General features: G+C 29.6%; 24 protein-coding genes and 1 pseudogene. 10 read left to right on the top strand and 15 right to left on the bottom strand.

The window, feature by feature from the left end; translation table 11 throughout:
• Positions 1-11: 11 nt before the first annotated feature.
• Together RHP49_01250 and RHP49_01245 are read right to left on the bottom strand one after the other, a co-directional pair.
• Positions 12-836 (bottom strand): ABC transporter permease subunit, encoded by an 825-nt coding sequence (locus RHP49_01250; protein ID WNH12891.1) that lies wholly within the window; start codon positions 834-836, stop codon positions 12-14.
• 20 nt (positions 837-856) lie between these two features.
• On the bottom strand, positions 857-1,753 hold the full coding sequence (locus RHP49_01245) for an ABC transporter ATP-binding protein (GenBank protein ID WNH14361.1): 897 nt from the start codon (positions 1,751-1,753) through the stop codon (positions 857-859).
• A gap of 123 nt (positions 1,754-1,876) precedes the next feature.
• On the opposite strand from RHP49_01245, the pseudogene RHP49_01240 reads away from it, so the two are divergent.
• A pseudogene (locus RHP49_01240) lies at positions 1,877-2,939 on the top strand (hypothetical protein).
• Positions 2,940-2,946: 7 nt separating this feature from the next.
• On the opposite strand, the gene RHP49_01235 reads toward RHP49_01240, so the two are convergent.
• The 5 genes from RHP49_01235 to RHP49_01215 form a co-directional block, all read right to left on the bottom strand.
• Positions 2,947-3,462: a hypothetical protein gene (locus RHP49_01235; protein WNH12890.1), complete on the bottom strand. Its 516-nt coding sequence runs from the start codon at positions 3,460-3,462 to the stop codon at positions 2,947-2,949.
• A gap of 36 nt (positions 3,463-3,498) precedes the next feature.
• Positions 3,499-4,515 carry a COX15/CtaA family protein gene (locus RHP49_01230; protein ID WNH12889.1) on the bottom strand — a complete coding sequence of 339 codons (1,017 nt, stop codon included), beginning with the start codon at positions 4,513-4,515 and terminating at the stop codon, positions 3,499-3,501.
• Between the two features lie 86 nt (positions 4,516-4,601).
• Positions 4,602-6,020, bottom strand: coding sequence for an HD domain-containing protein (locus RHP49_01225; protein WNH12888.1), 1,419 nt, complete (start codon positions 6,018-6,020; stop codon positions 4,602-4,604).
• A gap of 55 nt (positions 6,021-6,075) precedes the next feature.
• Entirely contained in the window at positions 6,076-6,450 is a 375-nt protein-coding gene (locus RHP49_01220; GenBank protein ID WNH12887.1) for a GxxExxY protein, read from the bottom strand.
• Positions 6,451-6,476: 26 nt separating this feature from the next.
• Positions 6,477-7,037, bottom strand: coding sequence for an L-threonylcarbamoyladenylate synthase (locus RHP49_01215; GenBank protein ID WNH12886.1), 561 nt, complete (start codon positions 7,035-7,037; stop codon positions 6,477-6,479).
• 114 nt (positions 7,038-7,151) lie between these two features.
• Between RHP49_01215 and RHP49_01210 the strand changes: the two genes are divergently transcribed.
• Entirely contained in the window at positions 7,152-7,913 is a 762-nt protein-coding gene (locus RHP49_01210; protein WNH12885.1) for a lipopolysaccharide kinase InaA family protein, read from the top strand.
• Here RHP49_01210 and RHP49_01205 read toward each other — a convergent pair.
• From RHP49_01205 to RHP49_01190, 4 genes are all read right to left on the bottom strand, one after another.
• Positions 7,910-8,641: a glycosyltransferase family 2 protein gene (locus RHP49_01205; GenBank protein WNH12884.1), complete on the bottom strand. Its 732-nt coding sequence runs from the start codon at positions 8,639-8,641 to the stop codon at positions 7,910-7,912. The genes RHP49_01210 and RHP49_01205 overlap by 4 nt on opposite strands.
• A gap of 54 nt (positions 8,642-8,695) precedes the next feature.
• Complete coding sequence (locus RHP49_01200) at positions 8,696-9,742, bottom strand: CDP-glycerol glycerophosphotransferase family protein (GenBank protein ID WNH12883.1); 1,047 nt, start codon at positions 9,740-9,742, stop codon at positions 8,696-8,698.
• Entirely contained in the window at positions 9,742-10,422 is a 681-nt protein-coding gene (locus RHP49_01195; GenBank protein WNH12882.1) for a phosphocholine cytidylyltransferase family protein, read from the bottom strand. The genes RHP49_01200 and RHP49_01195 overlap by 1 nt, the downstream gene beginning before the upstream one ends.
• 112 nt (positions 10,423-10,534) lie before the next feature.
• Positions 10,535-11,350: a 2,3,4,5-tetrahydropyridine-2,6-dicarboxylate N-succinyltransferase gene (locus RHP49_01190; GenBank protein WNH12881.1), complete on the bottom strand. Its 816-nt coding sequence runs from the start codon at positions 11,348-11,350 to the stop codon at positions 10,535-10,537.
• 330 nt (positions 11,351-11,680) lie between these two features.
• On the opposite strand from RHP49_01190, the gene RHP49_01185 reads away from it, so the two are divergent.
• The 8 genes from RHP49_01185 (at position 11,681) to RHP49_01150 (ending at position 17,044) form a co-directional block, all read left to right on the top strand.
• Positions 11,681-11,998 (top strand): hypothetical protein, encoded by a 318-nt coding sequence (locus RHP49_01185; protein WNH12880.1) that lies wholly within the window; start codon positions 11,681-11,683, stop codon positions 11,996-11,998.
• A 109-nt stretch (positions 11,999-12,107) separates the two neighbouring features.
• A complete protein-coding gene (ruvX, locus tag RHP49_01180) occupies positions 12,108-12,518 on the top strand; it encodes a Holliday junction resolvase RuvX (GenBank protein ID WNH12879.1) in 411 nt (136 codons plus the stop codon).
• A gap of 69 nt (positions 12,519-12,587) precedes the next feature.
• Positions 12,588-13,178 (top strand): peptide deformylase, encoded by a 591-nt coding sequence (gene def / locus RHP49_01175; protein ID WNH12878.1) that lies wholly within the window; start codon positions 12,588-12,590, stop codon positions 13,176-13,178.
• A gap of 57 nt (positions 13,179-13,235) precedes the next feature.
• Complete coding sequence (locus RHP49_01170) at positions 13,236-13,661, top strand: DUF5606 domain-containing protein (GenBank protein WNH12877.1); 426 nt, start codon at positions 13,236-13,238, stop codon at positions 13,659-13,661.
• A gap of 119 nt (positions 13,662-13,780) precedes the next feature.
• Entirely contained in the window at positions 13,781-14,452 is a 672-nt protein-coding gene (locus RHP49_01165; GenBank protein ID WNH12876.1) for a Crp/Fnr family transcriptional regulator, read from the top strand.
• A gap of 85 nt (positions 14,453-14,537) precedes the next feature.
• On the top strand, positions 14,538-15,395 hold the full coding sequence (locus tag RHP49_01160) for an anti-sigma factor (GenBank protein WNH12875.1): 858 nt from the start codon (positions 14,538-14,540) through the stop codon (positions 15,393-15,395).
• A gap of 88 nt (positions 15,396-15,483) precedes the next feature.
• A complete protein-coding gene (locus RHP49_01155; GenBank protein WNH12874.1) occupies positions 15,484-16,044 on the top strand; it encodes a redoxin family protein in 561 nt (186 codons plus the stop codon).
• 34 nt (positions 16,045-16,078) lie between these two features.
• Positions 16,079-17,044: a D-2-hydroxyacid dehydrogenase gene (locus RHP49_01150; protein ID WNH12873.1), complete on the top strand. Its 966-nt coding sequence runs from the start codon at positions 16,079-16,081 to the stop codon at positions 17,042-17,044.
• Positions 17,045-17,047: 3 nt separating this feature from the next.
• Here the strand turns inward: RHP49_01150 and RHP49_01145 are convergent, their stop codons facing one another.
• The 4 genes from RHP49_01145 to crtI are packed head-to-tail and all read right to left on the bottom strand — an operon-like array spanning position 17,048 to position 20,502.
• Entirely contained in the window at positions 17,048-17,734 is a 687-nt protein-coding gene (locus tag RHP49_01145) for a lycopene cyclase domain-containing protein (GenBank protein WNH12872.1), read from the bottom strand.
• Positions 17,735-18,187 carry a sterol desaturase family protein gene (locus tag RHP49_01140; GenBank protein ID WNH12871.1) on the bottom strand — a complete coding sequence of 151 codons (453 nt, stop codon included), beginning with the start codon at positions 18,185-18,187 and terminating at the stop codon, positions 17,735-17,737.
• A 10-nt stretch (positions 18,188-18,197) separates the two neighbouring features.
• Positions 18,198-19,037 (bottom strand): phytoene/squalene synthase family protein, encoded by an 840-nt coding sequence (locus tag RHP49_01135; GenBank protein WNH12870.1) that lies wholly within the window; start codon positions 19,035-19,037, stop codon positions 18,198-18,200.
• Position 19,038: 1 nt separating this feature from the next.
• On the bottom strand, positions 19,039-20,502 hold the full coding sequence (crtI, locus tag RHP49_01130; GenBank protein ID WNH12869.1) for a phytoene desaturase family protein: 1,464 nt from the start codon (positions 20,500-20,502) through the stop codon (positions 19,039-19,041).
• Positions 20,503-20,525 lie beyond the last annotated feature (23 nt).

The following is a 20,525-nucleotide window of genomic DNA, read 5'->3' as shown; positions in this document are numbered from 1 at the left end:
ATTAAAAGATATTATAAATCTCGCTTTTTTAACAATCTGTACGACAAAAAGATAAATACAGCAGTCCAACCAAGCACAATAATGATTTCTTGCCAATGCACAGCGTAATCGTATGATAAGTCAACTTTATCAGGAAACTTAGTCATTGCAATTCTTTGAAATGGTTGATCAATTAACTTATACATAGATTTAAGGGGGAAGAAATTCTGGATTTTTTCAGCAACTTCAATATTTGATTGCCATGTTATAAGTCCGAAAACAATCCACTCTAAAATATATAAAATAAATAAAAAGGCTAAAGCAAATGCAGAGCGTTTAACTAACATACCAAAAAACAAACACAAACTAAAAAATCCAACTAGCTTTACAAAGTATGCTACTAAAAAGTTTGTTTCTCTTATTATAATATTTATTTCATTGTAACTAGAATAATACATGCCAATGCAAAACGAAATTAAAGTTATTAATACCGTAGAAACTAAAGAAAAGAACACAATGGTATAAAATTTAGAAAGAATAAATTCCTTTTTGCTTAAACCATCTATTAAGTTTTGTTTTATGGTTTTGTTACTGTATTCATTTCCTATCATACTTACAACAACAATTGCAAAGAAAAACTTGAATTGTGAAGCAAAAAAAGTTGTTAAGTGCCATATTATAGGGAAGTTGAAAATCCCTAATTCTCCAAGTTCTAGAGTAAAAAAACCGAATACATTAATTTTTAGTGATGATAATAATATAACAAAAAAAGGTAAAATAAAAGATACAAAAATGAGTATTTTACTTGTTCTATTAAGTAAAAGCTTTTGTAATTCTAAATTTAAAAGTCGTAACATGTGGTGTGTTTTGGTTGGGTCTAATTATTATCTGTTAATTGTAAAAACTGCTCTTCTAAGCTTTCTTTGCGTTGTACTAAATGTGTTAAAATAATACCTGCTTCAAAAAGCTGTTTGTTAAAATCATCAGATTTCATCGGCTCATTTAAAAATGCAGTAATTATGTCACCTTCAATTTTAATTTTTCTAAAAGCAGTATTATTTTCAATAAATGTAATGAGGTTGTCTTGATTATTACATTTCAATTCAAAAAAACCATGGCTAGAAATCATTTCATCTACACGACCTGAATATAATTTTTCGCCTTTACGAAGTACCAAAACATGAGAGCATACTTTTTCAACTTCATCTAATAGATGAGAGGCTAATAATATGGTTGTACCTTTTGCAGCAATTTGTTTAATTATCCCTCTAATTTGATGAATGCCTTGAGGGTCTAAGCCATTTGTTGGTTCGTCAAGAATTAAAATTTCAGGATCGTTTAATAGAGCAGAAGCTATTGCTAACCGCTGTTTCATGCCTAAAGAATAGGTTTTGAACTTATGGTTTTTTCTGTCTAATAGCCCAACAACTTCTAATTTTTCATCAATTTTATTAAAATCGACTTCTTTAATCTTACAAACTAATTTTAAATTTTGGTAAGCCGTCATGTAAGGATAAAAGTTTGGGCGTTCAATAATAGCACCTACTTTTTTTAAGGCATTGTGTGTTGAGGTGTTTCCGTCAAACCAATAAAAATTACCTTCAGTTTTATTTACAACATTTAAAACCATGCCCAGTGTGGTAGATTTTCCACTGCCGTTTGGACCTAAAATACCATAAACATTACCTTTGTTTATAGTAAACGATAGGTTTTTGACAGCTGTTAAGCTTCCGAATTTTTTTGTGAGATTATTAATGGTAAGAATAGAATCCAATGTTATCATGTTTTATGTCGAAAAAAATGACATTAGTTAGTTATTAAAGTATGACGATACTCTTTAATTTTTGTTACAAGCTTAAGGATAAAAATGTTAAATTTGAACAAGTTAGAAATTCCTATGCAAGATTTAAAAATATCGAAAAAGAAACCATCGTATCCTGTAACTCCTAAGTTAGAGAATTACTTAGCGCGATATAATAGAAATATAATACTTCCTCTTTTTTATGATGATTTATTACGTTTTCAAGGGTCGATAGTTGTTTATGATAAAGATGATAATGATACATTATGGATTCGTGTTTACTATAATGAATTTGAAAGACAAGAAATAGAACAGTCATTAAAAAAAATATATACTATTCTGCATTCTGACGGTAATGAGAATACGTTTTCTTTTTTTAAGTGTAGATGCTATTGATTATTGTACGTTTGGAAACTCTAAGCCTTTTAGAATAAAGATTAGAAATGTGTTGAATGATAATTTCACCTATTTTTATATAAAAAAAGCTGACGCTTCTCGTGTCTATGGCTTGGAATTAGAGCATATGTTGTCTCCATACAATCTGAATTTTTTAGTTCATAAAGACACCTTAATTGAAGAGCATATTGCTGGTATACCTGGTGATGAGTTTATCAAAAACTTTCTTCCTAAATGCGATAGGTCTGAGAAAGCTCAAATAGCTAAAGAGTTTGTAAAGTTTAATGAGCGTTGTATGATAAGGCTTTTGGGAGATATGAGGTCGTATAACTATGTTATTGTGCCTACGCATGATTTTGATCATGTCGTTTATAAAATTAGAGCTATAGATTTTGATCAACAATCATACGAAGGAAAGTTTAATATTTACAGACCTCAGTTTTTTAAAGAGAATGTAAAAATGGTTGCATTGGTTTCAGAAATGTTTCAAAAATTGTCAATTGATCAATATAAAATAGAAGAGCGTTCCATTCTTGTTAAACGTTTGAAAAGTTATCATGGAAGGATAGATAGATTGATAGATTCCATGATGGAAGACACTATTTCTAAACCAGAAAATATAGATTTATTGAAATCTAAGATTTATGAATATACTTTAGATGGTGACTTTTTGAAATGTAGGTCTATGGGCAAAATATTAAAAAAATCTTTAGAATATTTAACTGATAACTACGAAAATTTTAAGCCTGGAAAAATTAGATAATAAGAGTTTAATTCCAGTTTTCATCAAAATCTAGGTTATCATAATCATCCATATCAATACCATCTTCAAACTCATCAAATTCATCGTGCTCATCATCGGCTTCAAAAACTTTATTTGGAGCTGTATCTGGAACTTGCCCTTGAACAAACATTAAATTAGGGTAATCTACTTCTTGGCTTTCTTCAACAATTTCAGCTAATTCTACATAAAATGTCCATAAACTTAAAAAGTCATAAACATAAATAAGTTTAGGTTGCATTTCAAAAACCACACTGTCAATAGAAGTTTCGTTCATTAAACGTGCAGATGCATCTTCACTTAAATCGAATAACGAAATTTCCTCACCTTGATTCCACTGATTATCACTTATGTAAAATGAAGCCATTTCAGTACCATCAAAACCAAATGATTGCGTAATAATGTTGTGTAAATCTTCGAGTGTATCAGATTCACGAATTTCTAAATCGCGAAAAACATCATCTTCGGTGTCGTTGTCAAGTATAACTCTAAATCTGTAAACCATGGTAATAAATTAAAGTGCAAATGTATGCTATTTTAGTTATTTACTAAAGCGATGCAAGGTAAATGTCATCGCACTTAACAAGAAAAAAGCACCCACTTGGTGTGCTACTCCTAGCCAAACGGGAACATGTAATAAAATGGTAAACACTCCCAAAATAAATTGAACTCCTAGTATAATTAAGAGACTTTTTATAGCTTTAGATTGCAGTTTTGTGATTTCAATAGTTTTAGACTTTTTCCAAATAAAGAAAATAAATAAAACGACTATGAAAGCTAATATTCTATGAACAAATTGAACACCGCTTTTGCCTTCTATAAAGTTTTTGTACAAAGGATTTTGTTCAATATATACGGTTGGATGCATAAATTTGCCTTCACTCATCATCGGCCAGTGATTATGAATAAAACCAGCATCTAATCCCGCTACAAATGCCCCGTAAATAATTTGTAATAACAAAACAACAAGTGCTATTCTTATAAAGTTTCTAAACTTATTATCAATTTCTTTTTTATAAGGATACATTAAATCTAAAGCCACCCAAAACGTATAAGCAAACGTTACAAAAGCAGTTGTTAAATGCGCTGCTAATCTGTAGTGACTTACGTCTGGATTGTCAACCAAGCCACTTTTAACCATGTACCAACCCATAAACCCTTGAAAGGCTCCCATTCCTAATAAAATAATAGCTTTTTTTATGGTTGGTTTGCTGAGTTGTTTGGTTATTAAGAAATATAAAAAAGGTATGAGAAATATTAATCCAATCATTCTACCAATAAAACGGTGTAACCATTCCCAGAAGTAAATATCTTTAAAATCTTGTAATGAAAAATGATTGTTTAGTTTTTGATATTCTGGATATTGTTGGTATAATTCAAAGGCTTCTTGCCATTCAACATCATTCATAGGAGGAATGGTACCAGAAATAAGTTTATAATTTGAAATTGAAAGTCCAGAGTGGGTAAGTCTGGTAATACCACCTACAACTACCATAATGAAAATTAATAGGCATCCTGTTAATAACCAGTAAATTACTTTTTTGTTGTCTTTTTTCATTTCTTTCCCATTCCTGCGAAGTCAGGAATCATATTAATTGAAACTTTATTGTTTTTGAATTCCTTCTTTCGTAGGAATGACAAGTGTTATTTAGCTTTTTTTAACCCTAATCTATTTCCTTCTTTAATCATTAACGCATAAGCAGCTTCATATTCATTAGGGATTTCTCCTTCTAAAATGGCTTCTTTTATCGTTTCTTTTATAATACCGATTTCTCGAGATGGTTTTAAATTAAAAGCAGCAATTATTTCTTCGCCAGAAATTGGAGGTTGGAAATTTCTAATATGGTCGCGTGCTTCTACTTCAACAATTTTTTCGCGGACTATTTTAAAGTTGTTATGGTATTTATTAAATTTTTTAGGATTTTTAGTTGTAATATCAGCTTCACAAAGTGTCATTAAATCCTCAACATAATCGCCCGCATCAAATACCAACCGACGTACCGCAGAATCTGTTACTATATCTTGAGCGAGTACAATAGGGCGGGAGCTCATAAACACCATCTTTTGAACGAATTTCATTTTATCATTCAATGGCATTTTTAGCCTTTTAAATAAATGATATACCATTTTTGAACCTTCAAATTCATGAGTATGAAATGTCCAGCCTACTTTTTTACTAAACCTTTTAGTTGGAGCCTTTCCTATATCGTGTAATAAAGCAGCCCAACGTAGCCAAAGGTTATTAGTGTTCTTAGAAATGTTATCGACAACCTCTAAAGTGTGGTAAAAATTATCTTTATGACGTTGTCCTTCAACTTCATCAATACCTTTTAAAGCAGTAAGTTCTGGTAAAATATATTGTAATAATCCCGTTTGTTCTAAAAGTAAAAAACCAATAGAAGGTGTTTTGCTTTCTAAAATTTTATGAAGTTCTACAACAATACGTTCATTAGTAATGATTTTAATTCGACTTGAATTTCGACTTATGGCTTCTAAACTTTCTTTTTCAATTTTAAAGCTTAGTTGCGTGGCAAACCTGATGGCACGCATCATGCGTAAAGGGTCATCACTATATGTAATATCAGGATTTAAAGGGGTTCTAATTATTTTATGCTCTAAATCTTGAATCCCATTAAATGGATCTAGTAAATCTCCAAAACAGTTTTCATTTAAATTTAAAGCGAGTGCATTTATAGTGAAATCACGACGGTTTTGATCGTCTTCTAAAGTGCCATTTTCTACTGCCGGATTTCTACTGTTTTCATCATAAGATTCTTTACGAGCACCAACAAATTCAATTTCTATGTCGTTATACCGAAGCATGGCAGTACCATAAGTTTTAAAAACTTGAACGTTTGGTTTATTTGGTAGGTTTTTAGCAACTTGTTTCGCTAGTTTTATACCATCTCCAATGGCAACAACATCAATGTCTTTTGCATTACCTCGTTTTAAAATAAAATCACGAACAAATCCACCAATAACATAACTGTCTAAATTTAATTCTTTAGCAGACTTTGATATAATTTTAAAAATAGGGTTTTGTAATGCTTCTTTGTAATTCATTTTTTTTGCCACGAATGCACGAATGTTTTCTTTTTAGCTATTGCTTTTCTAATTATTATAAAACTATTCTTTTATGATCTAGAAAATCTTTATGAAAATTTGCTAGAATAGCTAATTTATAGTTTGATACTTTTAAGTAATTGATAGATTGTGATATATGTTTATCATTTAAATTTTCTATTGCTTTTATTTCTAAAATAATTTTATCAAAGACCACAAAATCAGCATAAAACTTGTGTTTTAATGTAATGTCTTTATAAGATACAGTGAATTCTTTTTCTCTTTGAAAAGGAATATCCCTAATCTTAAACTCATATTCTAAAGCATCTTTATATACTATTTCAGAGAAACCACTTCCTAAATTATTATATACTTCAAAAAGAACACCAACGATGGCATAACTTTCATCTTTATAAACAATATTAGACATAAATATTTGTGAATTCGTGGCTTATTTTATTTACGTATAATCTTAACAACACCATTATTACTCAATTTAATAATTGAAGATGGTTTATCACAGATTTTTTCGTGGTGCAAATTTACAATATAGTCTACACCTTTTAAAACCTCTTGAGATATTTCTTTAAACGATTTTGGTGTGGGTTGCCCACTAATGTTTGCAGAGGTTGATACAATAGCACCATTAAGTTTTCTAGAGAGTTGATAACAAAACTCATCATCAGGAATTCTAATAGCAATAGAACCGTCATCTGCAATTAAATTATCGGCTAAATTTTGTGCATCATCATAAATTATAGTTGTAGGCCTATCAGTTATATCAATAATATTTAAAGCAGATTCAGGAACTTCTTTTATGTATTTTTTCAACATTCTGTCATCTGCTACCAAACAAATAAGAGCTTTGCTGTCTTCGCGTTCTTTTAATTGATATACTTTTTTTACTGCTTCGGTATTTGTAGCATCACAACCAATACCCCAAACGGTATCTGTAGGGTAAAGTATAATACCTCCATCTTTTAAAACTTCTAAAGCTTTGTTTATTTCTTTATTCATTTTATGAATCTTATATTTGCAACGGTGTAAATTTACAACAGAAATTTATATTGTATTTACTTTAAGCTAGAGTAGATTGAGTTTTAAAAAATATTTGATATTATTTTATTTTAAATGAAAGAAGTAACGGTTTTTAGTAAAGATTTAGATAAAGTTTTTAATGAAGATTTAACTAAAATAATTCACGATTTTGATGCTTTAGAAGGCGGTGTTGGTAAACGTAATATTATCAAAATAATTAAGATTGATACTATTAATTTAAATATCAAAGCATTTAAAATTCCTAATATTGTTAATCAAATAGTTTATAATTTTTTCAGAAAAAGTAAAGCGCAACGGTCATATGAGTATGCTGAAAAACTACTAAAAATGGGTATTGGTACTCCGAAACCTATTGCTTTTTTTGAGTTTAAAACGCCATTACTTTTTAAGAAGAGTTTTTATGTAAGCGAACAATTAGAATGTGATTTAACCTATAGGGAACTTACAACAGATTTTAGTATTCCTGACTATGATACTATTTTGAGAGCCTTTACAAGATTTACTTTTACTTTACACGAAAAGGGAATTAATTTTTTAGATCATTCTCCTGGAAACACTTTGATTAAAAAAAATGGTGATACTTATGATTTTTATTTAGTTGATTTGAATAGAATGAATTTTGGACCGTTAGATTTTGAAACTAGAATTAAAAATTTCACAAGGCTTACCATACATAAATCTATGGTGGAAGTTATGAGTGATGAGTATGCAAAATGCACAGGTGAAGATTATAATAAAATCTTCAATTTAATGTGGAAAGAAACTGAAGCTTTTCAGGAAAGATATTATCGAAAAAAGAGATTAAAACAGAAGCTTAAGTTTTGGAAACCTTAGTTGTAAAGCTTTTTTAACTCTACATAACGATAATATACACCATAGGCACTTAAATAACACAGTGTAAAACCTTCTTTTCCGTCTAATAAACCAAGTCTAATAAAATAGTTATAAATAAACTTATAAAAAGGTTTAAAGTAGAAATGAAAGAAATTAGGTTTTTTTCCTTTTTTAAAAAGTTCCAATGCTTTAAGTGAAGCATAATGTTCCATTTTAGATTTGTAATGATTAGCATTATCAATACAATAGTGTAGCATTTTACTTTTTAAAACTTTACTTTTTCCATTAATTAAGGGCATTTCATGGACAATCTTTGTTTCATTATATTTTACAAACTCCTTTTTAAATAATCGATATGTGGTGTCAGTTTGAAAACCACTAAAGCGTATTCGGTTTTGTTTAAAATAGAATAAGCGTCTAAACATAAAACCAACCACTTCATTATAAGGTTTATTAATTTCAGTAATAATTTCTTTTTGTAATAATGGAGTTATGCGTTCATCAGCATCTATAAATAAAACCCAATCATAGGAAGCTTGTTGTAATGCAAAATTTCTTTGATCGGTGAAGTTTTTAAATTCACGACAAATAGTAGTTACATTTTTATGACTTTTTAATTTTTCAATGGTTCCGTCGGTGCTAAAGGAGTCTATAACTATAATTTCATCAGCAAAACTGATGTTCTTTATAACGTCATCAATATGATTAACTTCATTAAAAGTTATCATTAGAGCTGATATTTTTGGGCTGATATTTTTCAAATATAATTATAGATTTGAGTTCTATTTTTTATGAGGTCTTCCAAACTTGGAATGTATTTTTAATTTTCTTAAAAATGAAAGTTCTCTTTTTTTAGGAACTCCATTTTTATTGATATATGATTTGACAGCTTCGACCATGCGTTGAGCAGATTTACCATCGTTATAGGGGTGAAACTGTTTAACAATAAAGGCTCTTGATTTAGCAAAAGGGTCTTTAGTTAAATTGGTGTCTACTAATTCTACTAATTCATCATAATTACTAGTGTCTTCCCATTTAATGTTTTCAGAAATACTATTAAATGTTATTACGGGTTTGTCAAGTAAAATGAATTCATAAATAACAGACGACGTGTCACTAATTAATATATCTGAAATCAATAAAAATTTTATAATATTTTTTTCGTCTTGGAATATGATATTTGGAATTTTATTGGCTAATTCTTTATATCGATTAATCCAATCGTTATCCATTAATGGATGAAATTTTAATAGAATGATATAATCTAAATTATTAGCAAGACGTTTGATTTGGTTAATTAAAAATGGAGCAGATGTTAGTTTTGGTGAAAACGTAGGTGCATAAAGAATAACTTTTTTTGCTTTATGCTTTTCAAGCAATTCTGTTTTGTATGTATTGTATTTGTTTTTTCCTTGTCCGTAAACATCTAGTTTTGGCCAACCGGTTTCAATAACTTCAAAATTTTTATGAGTATTCTTTAATTCATTAAACCTATTTGTGAAATAAGGGCCTTGTGTAAGATATAAATCGAAATAATGACGTATTCTAAAATGACCTTTTTTTTCTCCAGCTAAGCCATGAAAAACTTGAGTTTTCAAGCCTTTTAAAAAGTAAGGCACTTCGTTTCCTGGTACAAAAATAACATCGCTGTTGTAATGTTCCAAATCAGAGATTTTAGTGGTAAAATTATCTGTTTTATGAGGAAAGTCGTTTAGAATCTTTTCTTTAATAAACCAAATGTAATTATCATTATTAGATTCTAAAACTTGTTTTATAGGTTCTAGAATTCCAAAAGCATAATTATTCTGGCAGAAAAGAATGGCCTTCATTATAACAAATTATTTGCATTTTCAAGATCTTCAATAAAGTCTATTTCCATACAATTGTATTTAGAAATATCTACTGCTTTTATTTTTAGATTATCTTTTTCAATAGCTAATTCTAAGCCTCTTTCAAAGTAATCATTAGCGTCGCATTCTTCTAGTCGTTTTATGAAATCTTGAATGTCATTAGATGAAATGAAGTTTATACCAACGGCTTCTCCAAGTCCGTTTTCTACTGTTTTTGATAATTCATCTATAAAACCTTCTTTTAAAGTATATTTCACTTCTTCATCTGCAACCTTACTAGTGTTTACTGCAACAAATGATTGGTTAGATTCTATGAAAGGATTTAATATATCGAGTATTTTTTCGTCAAACACAACATCGCCGTTAAACCAAAGTACAGATTTATCTCTATTCTTTTTTAAAACTTGTAATAGACTTTTTGAAGTATTCGTTCTGTCAAAAAATGGATTGTAAACATATGAAAGCTCAGGAAAGCGTTCCATTATTAAATCTTTTTTAAAACCAACTACCACACTTATGTCATCAATATTGTATCTCGAAGCTATATTATCGGTTTGCATTTTCATTATGCTTTTCCCATTTTTTAAAGGTGTTAAAGGTTTAGGGAAAGGATTACCTAACCTAGAACCCATACCAGCAGCAAGAATGACAATTTTCATATTTTAAATGTGTTATTTATTTATAAGAGTAAAACAGAGAATTACTAGTTTCATTTCTCATCAATTAAAAAAAATGAAACTAGTAAAAATGAAATAAAGCTATTTAAAAAAATTAAACAGCCACGTCGTTTTCACGAAGTGCGTCGTTTAATGAGGTTTTTTTGTTGGTACTTTCTTTACGCTTTCCTATAATTAAAGCACATGGTACCTGATATTCACCAGCAGCAAACGTTTTAGTGTAACTTCCTGGAATTACTACAGAACGGGCAGGAACTCTACCTTTCATTTCTATAGGTTCATCTCCAGTTACATCAATAATTTTAGTACTCATTGTTAAAACAACATTTGCACCTAATACGGCTTCAGTTTCTACATGTACACCTTCAACAACGATACAACGAGAGCCTACAAAAACATTATCTTCAATAATCACGGGGGCTGCTTGCAATGGTTCTAAAACACCACCAATACCAACACCACCAGATAAGTGTACATTTTTACCTATTTGAGCACAACTACCAACAGTTGCCCATGTATCAACCATAGTACCTTCATCTACATAAGCACCAATATTTACATAACTTGGCATTAATATAGTGCCTGGAGAAATGTATGAACCATGTCTTGCTACTGCATGTGGTACCACTCTAATACCTTTTTCTTTATATCCTTTTTTTAATGGAATTTTATCATGAAATTCAAATGGGCCAACTTCTATAGTTTCCATAGTTTGAATCGGGAAATACAGTACAACACCTTTTTTTACCCATTCATTAACTTGCCAACCATCGTTAGTTGGTTCTGCAACTCTTAGCTCACCTTTATCTAATAAATCTACAACTTTACGTATGGCTGTAATAGTTTTTTCTTCTTTTAAAAGGGCTCTGTTTTCCCAAGCTTGTTCTATAATATCTCTTAATTCAGTCATTTGTAATTTAATTTTTGACAAATATAATAGGTATCAATTAAAAATGGGAAGGAAATAGGTATAATAATAAGATAGTTTATCTGTAAAATGCTAGTAATTGTTCGTTGCTTTTAATAGATAGAATGATGCTTTTTATCTTTTCGTCTAATTAGGTTATAGATGAAATGCAAAGAATGTAGTGTTTCATCGAATAAAATAAGTGTTTTATCTGTTTGTCGGTAGAAATTTGCCACTCCACTACTAATCGAAAATTCAAAGAGTTACAACTAATATTTTGTGTGCAACCCTTAATCTGGATATATATTTGAATCATCAAACAATGATAAACAGATGAAAACAAATTTTTACATATTATTAATTTTATTACTTTCTTTTTCTTTTGCAAATGCACAAAGTACTTCAGAAGTAGTTAAAGTTGAAACTAATGATACTGTAACTGTTTCTAATAACGATAGCCAACTTATTGTAACTGTTGAAAACTCAACAGTAGAAGTAAGTGAAAATGAAGTTTTATTAATTGATGCTTCTCAATTAAAAAGATCTATAGCACGTAGTAGTAGTGATATTAGAATTTACTTAAACCGTGTAAGAAATGTGGATAACATTAAATTGGTATTCCCTAAAATTAATAAAGCTATTAAAGCTTAAAAATAAATACTATTCAAATATTAATATTCAAGGTTAAACTATTGAAAAGGCTGTCTTAAAAAGACGGTCTTTTTTATTTTAATACATTATTTTTGCCTAAAACTTATATATGGCTCGCATATTAGCAATAGATTATGGTACCAAAAGAACAGGCATAGCAGTAACCGATGAGTTACAAATTATTGCTTCTGGGCTTACAACAGTTAGTACAAAAGAGCTTATACCGTTTTTGAAAGCCTATATTATTAAAGAAAAGGTTGAATTGTTTTTAATTGGTGAACCCAAACAAATGGATAATACTGCCTCAGAGAGCGAATTATATATTCTTCCTTTTATTGATAAATTAAAAAAGGAAATCCCTAATATCCCAATAGAAAGAGTTGATGAGCGCTTTACTTCTAAAATGGCGTTTCAAACTATGATTGATAGTGGTTTAAAAAAGAATAAGCGTAAAAATAAAGCCCTAGTAGATGAAATTAGTGCAACACTCATTCTACAGAGTTACCTATATTCTAAGTAATATTTTGTGCAATTAATACATTTAATAAATTATAAGTATTGTATTTTTGCTGAAATTTAAAATTAAACAATGATTTTACCTATTGTAGCCTATGGCGATCCTGTTTTAAAAAAGGTTGGAGCTGATATAGATAAAGAATATCCTAACCTGGATAGTTTGCTCGAAAATATGTTTGAGACTATGTATAATGCTTTTGGTGTAGGGCTGGCAGCACCTCAAGTAGGCTTGCCAATTCGTTTGTTTTTAGTAGATACAACCCCTTTTTCTGAAGATGAAGATTTGTCTGAAGAAGAACAAAATAATTTAAAAGATTTTAAACGTGTTTTTATAAATGCTAAAATAACCAAAGAAGAAGGCGATGAGTGGGCTTTTAATGAAGGATGTTTAAGTATACCAGATGTTAGAGAAGATGTGTTTAGACAGCCAAAAATAACAATCGAGTATGTGGATGAAAACTTTAAACCGCATACAGAAGTTTTTGATGGTTTGATAGCTAGAGTTATTCAACATGAATACGATCATATTGAGGGTGTTTTATTTACTGATAAACTTTCTACTTTAAAAAAACGCTTAATAAAAGGACGATTGAGTAATATTTCAAAAGGAAAAATAAATGTAGACTACAGAATGCGTTTTCCTGCTCAAAAAAAGAAAAGATAATATTTGCAAGGCATCAATAAACAGATGATATTTGCGACTTTTAATAAAGAATAATTTATGAGTTTAGATAAAATATTAGCAATAGGAGGAAAACCTGGATTGTACAAATTAGTAACTCAAACGCGAGGTGGTTTTGTTGCAGAATCATTAATAGATAAAAAACGTATATCTATTGGTGTTAGACAAAATGTTAGTGTATTAAGTGAGATTGCTATTTATACGTTGACAGAAGAAGTGCCTCTAAAACAAATTTTTGAAACTATTATGAAAAAGGAAAACGGTGAACAAACATCTGTTAAGCCTAAAGATAGTAAAGATAAATTAGAGGAATATTTCTTTGATATTTTACCAGATTATGATGAAGATAGGGTTTATGTTAGTGATATTAAAAAGGTTGTGCAATGGTATAATTTGTTACAACAGCATAATTTGTTAGATGGTATTCAAGAAGAAAAAGAAGTTGTTTCTGATGAAGAAGAATAATATAGAATGATTTTATATTGAAGAGCCTCCTAAATAGGGAGGCTTTTTTATGTTTTTTTTTGTAAGTTGTTCGTGTTTTTTCCGACATTTATAGGGCTAATTAAACAATAAGTAAACAGATGAAATCTATTTGGTTTTTTGATGATGTAAATCTTTTTAGAAAACTATGCCCGCATAAATTTAAGGCTTATAAAGCTAATCATAGTTTTGATGCCTATAAAAAGAAGGACTATATATATTTTGAAGAAGATAGCTCTAATAAGGTATATTTAATTGAAAGAGGAAAAGTAAAGATTGGTTACTATAGTGAAGATGGAGAAGAAGTTGTTAAAGCTATTTTAATCCGAGGAGAATTATTTGGAGAAACAGCTATTCTTGGAGAAACTAAACGTGAAGAATTTGCTCAGTCTATTGATAATGGGACTAATATTTGCCCAATAGGAGTAGAGACTATGCATAGTTTAATGAGAGATAATCAAGCGTTTAGCTTTAAAATATATAAGATAATTGGTTTTAAATTAAAAAAGCTAGAGAGACGTTTACAGTTGTTGTTGTTTAAGGACACAAAAACACGTCTTCTTGATTTTTTAGAGGAGTTATGTGAAGATTATGGTTACGATTGTGAAAAAACTGGAGATAAAGTAATTCCTCACCCTTATACACAAAAAGATATTGCTTGTTTAATAGGAACTTCAAGACCGACATTAAACATTCTATTAAATGAATTAAAAGAAGAAAAAATCATCGAATTTTCCAGAAAAGAAATAAGAATTTATAAAAACATTGCTTAGTGTTAGCTAGCTAACATTTTATAAAAGTATCTAGCTATACTTTTGAAGTATAAATAACTTTAAAAAAATAGTGATGATAAAAAAAATGTTTTTTGCAATTATAGCAATAGGAATTTTAACTGCATCTTGTGATGATGATGATACGGTATCTAAAACGGCTAATTTAACTTTGAATTTGTCAGGTTTAGAGGCTTTAGGTAATGATTTTGTTTACGAAGGTTGGATTATTGTTAATGGAGCTCCTATTTCAACAGGAACATTTACTTCAGTAACATTCCCTCAATCTTTTAGTGTTGATGCTGATAATTTGGCTAATGCTACAAAGTTTGTATTATCTATAGAACCTGCTGTAGATTCAGATCCTGCTCCAGCAGACACCAAAATTTTAGCAGGTGATTTTTCTGGAGACACCGCAAACGTGAGTTCTAACGGAATTGTAGCGGATTTTAGCACATCTTCTGGTAAATATATTTTAGCAACTCCAACTAATGGTTCAGATAATGATGAATTAAGTGGCGTATGGTTTTTGGATCTTTCAAGTGGGACTCCAGCAGTTGGTTTAGACTTACCTGTTTTGCCAAACGGATGGAAGTATGAAGGCTGGTCTGTAATTAATGGTACACCCGTAAGTTCAGGGACATTTACTGATGTTGATGACTTTGACGACAATGCAACAACAACATTGTTTAAAGGTGATTTAGGAGATGGTCCTGCATTTCCAGGAGAAGATTATCTGCAAAATGCACCATCAGGGTTAACCTTTCCTACAAATTTGAGAGGAGCAACTATTGTTATTTCTGTTGAACCTAATCCAGATAATAGTCCAGCACCATTTACATTAAAACCTTTGGCTCATGTTGTGCCATCAGATGCAGCAGATCATGTGACTATTGCAATGGGAGATGGACCCGTTGCAAGTTTGTCAGGAGAAGTTATGAGATAAATAATTAGATAATTTGTTTTGTTAGATAAAAAGCATAGTTTCGACATAGAGACTATGCTTTTTTATTTAAAATTTATAAAATGAACAAATGAAAATCACAAAACAAAAAAGAAATAATATCATTTTCTTAATAGTTATTGCTTTGTTTTTTATTCCACAAGCACGTCAACCCATTCAAGTATTTCTTCAAAAAGGATTTGCTTTAATAAGCCCTTCAATAGAAACAGATAAAAATCAAAAGAAATTAGTCGATTATAATTGGAAGCTGAAAGATGAAAGTGGCACTGTTTTTAATTTTGAAGCGCATAAAGGAAAGGTTGTTTTAATAAACTTTTGGGCAACTTGGTGTCCACCTTGTATTGCAGAAATGCCAAGTATGCAAAAGCTTTATAATGATTATAAAGATAAAGTGGATTTTGTTTTTATAACAACAGATTATTACAGTGAGATTAATCCGTTTTTAAAGAAAAATAATTACACCTTTAAGGTGGTTAGACCACAGGAAGCATATCCAGAATTTTTCAATATTATATCTATTCCAAGAACATTTTTAATAGATAAAGAGGGTAATATCATTATAGATAAAAATGGTGCTGCCAACTGGAATAGTGATTTAGTTAGAGATACAATAGATCATCTATTGAATTAAAAGATGGTTGCTATTAATTAAATTCAAAGCAAATATGAAGATAGTAATTTTAGATGGTTATACTTTAAATCCTGGTGATCTTAGTTGGGACACTTTGAAAAAGCATGGAAATTTGTTAGTTTATGATAGAACGCCATTTGATTCAGAAGAAATTATAAAAAGAATTGGTGATGCAGACATTGTTTACACCAACAAAACGCCACTTTCAGAAGAAGTAATAAAAAAGGCTCCAAATTTAAAGTATATAGGAGTATTGGCTACAGGTTATAATGTTATTGATATTGTTTCTGCTAAAGAAAAAGGAATTATAGTTACTAATGTTCCTGCATATAGTACCATTTCTGTGGCTCAGTTTACAATGGCATTAATTCTAGAAATGTGTCATCATATTGGTGGTCATAGTACGGCTGTAAAAAATGGTCAATGGACAAAATCTCCAGATTTTTGTTTTTGGAATTCTCCATTAATAGAGCTTGAAGGTAAAACTTTGGGAATAATTGGTTTTGGTAGTATTGGACAAGCTACAAGTAAATTAGCTCAGGCTTTTGGTTTAAAGATTTTATTTAATAATAGAAGTAAAAAAATAGAATTAGAATCTGTTACATGTAAACAAGTAGACCTCGACGAGTTGTTTGCTAAATCAGATATTATAAGTTTACATTGTCCACTTATTGAAAGTACTCAAGGTATTATTAATTCAGAGAATATCATGAAAATGAAAGACGGTGTGATGATCTTAAATACAGCAAGAGGTGGTTTGGTAGTAGAGCAAGATTTAGCTGATGCTCTAAATTCAGAAAAAGTTTTTGGAGCCGCTGTTGATGTAGTTTCAGAAGAACCCATTAAAGCTGATAATCCATTATTAAAAGCAAAAAACTGTATAATTACCCCACATATCGCTTGGGCTCCTAAAGAAGCCAGAAAGCGATTAATGAATATTACGGTTGAAAATTTAAAGGCTTATTTAAACGGAAATCCTATAAATATAGTAAATGCTTAAAGTTTATTTTTTTGAATTCTGTTTTAAACTTATAACGAATAAATTTAAAAGAATAAGTGTAAATGCATAAATACTATCCTCAATAGGTATAGTAAATATTCTGATATTTAAGTTTTCAGCATTATTGTACCAAACCACTTCATTTTCTATAAAACTTCCTGTTAGTACACCATTCACAATTAAAAAGGGAATAAACATAACCAAAAAGGTTAAAAAATATGATTGAAGTAGTTTAGGAGCTTTATTTGTTACAATAAATATTAGAATAGTTGCTAAAGAAAAATTTATAAAGGTGTACCACTTATCATAATTATAAATAGATATTATTAAAAAGGATAGTGTCAACGTGTGTCCTATAATTTTTGTAATATTTTTTGATAATTTTAAATTAGGAAAGTAGTAGAGTAGTGCGTAATGTGTAAATACACAAGCATATGGAATACAAATAAAAAACAGCCATTCTTCAATAGGTAAATGAAAAATTTTTAGGTCTAATAAGTAAGTTGAATTAAACCCCCAAATACCTTTAATTGTAAAAAACACATCCCAAGGAATAAAAATAAGCATACTAAAAAGGATACCTACAAATAGAGATTTCCAATATGTGTAGAACTTTAATTTAGGATGAAAGCTAAAAATAAAAGGAATTGATAATGAACCTAAATCTAATAGAAGATATAAAGAATCCATCTATTGTTTTTTGAAATATTTAAAAGGAACAAATAGCATTCCAAAGCATTCACCATCTTTTTTGCCTAAATGTTTGTGATGCATTTTGTGTGCACGTCTTACGCCTTTTGCATACCAATTATTAGCATTTCTAAACAATTTAAAGCGTTGGTGAATAAAAATATCATGTACCATAAAATAAGAGAAACCGTAAGCGAAAATACCAATACCAATAGGTAAACCAATCCATAAGTCGTTATATTTCCAAAGAAGAAAAAAAGTTATGCTCACAATAGCATAAAAGATAAAAAAAGCGTCATTACGTTCAAACCAGCTGTCATGATCTTTTTTATGATGGTCTTTATGTAAACGCCATAAAAAACCATGCATGATATATTTATGGGTAAACCAAGCCATAAATTCCATGAAACAATAGGTTGCTAAAAAAACTAATATCCAAAGTAAAGTGCTCATTATTTTTAATTTACATTAAATTTAGTTGATATTTAACATAACTACGCATTAAGAGTTCAATTTTTTTAGGATTAGAAACTCGTATTCTCGTATCTTTTATTTTTAAAGCGGGTGTCTTTTTTAGCTTTTTTAATAACTGTCTATAATAGCGATATGCCATAAAAACACCAAATTTGGCCTCAATGGGTAGTTTTTTTATACCGCTAAGACCTTTTTCAAAGTCGTTTTCAATATCATTAATAATATCTTTTTTAGAGTTTTCATCTAAATTTTTTAAGTCTGTATTTGGGAAATATGTTCTGTTTAAACCTTCAAAATCAGTTTTTAAATCTCTTAAAAAATTGACTTTTTGAAATGCTGAACCAAGAGCCATAGCTGTCTCTTTAAGTTCTTCATATTTTTCATGATCTCCTTTTACAAAAACTTTTAAACACATAAGTCCTACTACATCAGCAGAACCATATATGTAGTCTTTATATTCTTCATTGGTTAAATAATCTGTTTTGTATAAATCTAACCGCATGCTTTTCATAAAGGCATCAACTAAACTTTTCTCAATATTATATTTATGAAATGTATATTGAAACGAATTTAATATCGGGTTTAAGCTTATTTTATCTTTTAAAGCACTTTCTAAGTCGTCATTAAATTTATTGAATAGCATTTCTTTGTCATAATCGTGAAATGAATCTACTATTTCATCAGCAAACCTAACAAAACCGTAAATATTATAAATGTCTGTTCGAATAGTTTTATAAAGCATTTTTGTTGCAAGTGAAAAGGACGTACTATATGATTTAGTAACGAGCTTACTACAATTATAAGAAACGGTATCAAAAATTGCTTTCATTTCATTTATGGTATTTGGTTACTAAATCTGCTACTAATTTTCCAGAAATAAGTGACGGTGGTACACCTGGTCCTGGAACGGTTAGCTGACCAGTAAAAAAGAGATTTTTCACTTTTTTACTTTTCAGCTTAGGTCTTAAAAAAGCTGTTTGCATTAAGGTATTTGCCATACCATAAGCATTTCCTTTATAAGAGTTGTAATCCTTTATGAAATCATTGATGCAAAAACTTTCTTTAAATATAATAGATTCTTTTACATTCTGTGACGTTAAATTTTCAAAACGATTAATAATTTTATTAAAATAAGTCTCTCTTAATTCAGGAGTGTCTTCAAGCCCAGGCGCTAGTGGGATTAAAAAAATACCAGCTTCTTTTCCTTTTGGAGCAACATGTTTATCTGTTTTACTTGGGAAACTGGCATAAAATAAAGGGTTGTCTGGCCATTTCGGATTGTCATAAATGGCTTGAGCATGAATGTCGAAATCTACATCGAAGAATAGAGTATGATGATTTACATTTTTTAGTTTCTTATCAAACCCCACATAGAAAAGTAAAGAAGATGGGGCAAATGTTTTCTTATTCCAATAGTTTTCAGAATATTGTCTGTTTGGTTTCTCTAAAAGTGTTTCAGTATGATGGTAATCAGCGCCACTAACAACTACATCAGATTTATATGCTTTTCCATTGGAAATAATCCCTTTTGAAACACCATTCTCAACAATTATTTTTTCAATAGTTTCTTCAGTCTTTATATTTACGCCTAATTCTTTTGCTAAATTTTCCATAGCAAGAATAACTTGATACATACCTTTTTTAGGGTGAAATGTACCAAGTCCGAAATCAGCATAATTCATAAAGCTATAAAATGAAGGTGTGTCACTTGGTTTTGCGCCTAGAAATAATACCGGAAACTCCAGAATCTTTACGAGTCTAGGGTTTTTAAATTCTTTTCTAACATCTCTTTTTATAGTGCTAAAAAATTGATTAATCTTTTTTATCGTTGTAGGTGTAATGAGCTCTGTTGGAGAGATACCAGGATTGTAAACTAAGTCCTTAATAGCAACATCATAATTGCTTTTAGCTTCTTCAATAAATTTATTTAATTTTATGGAGCTACCTGATTCCTCTTTTTCAAAAGCTATGCTAATTTTACTTAAAGTATCTTCAATCGTTATAAAGTCGTCTTTATCAAAATAAACACTATAAGCAGGGTTTAATTTTTCTAAAGTGTAGTAGTCTGAAGGTTTTTTATTGAAGTCATTAAAAAATCGTTCAAAAACATCTGGCATCCAGTACCATGTTGGACCAATATCAAAAGTAAATCCTTCTTTAATTAGTTGCCTTGCACGACCACCTATAGTCTTGTTTTTTTCAAATATAGTAACGTTGTATCCCGCTTTAGCTAAATAGCATGATGCTGCTAAAGAGGAGAATCCTGAACCAATTATATTTACAGTTTTATTCATATTGTTTAACAAATATAGCAAAA

The sequence above is a fragment of the Flavobacteriaceae bacterium HL-DH10 genome (assembly GCA_031826515.1).
Classification (GTDB): domain Bacteria; phylum Bacteroidota; class Bacteroidia; order Flavobacteriales; family Flavobacteriaceae; genus Thalassobellus; species Thalassobellus suaedae.
Note: the sequence above shows the minus strand (reverse complement) of the source record. Positions and strands in the feature narration are given on the sequence as shown.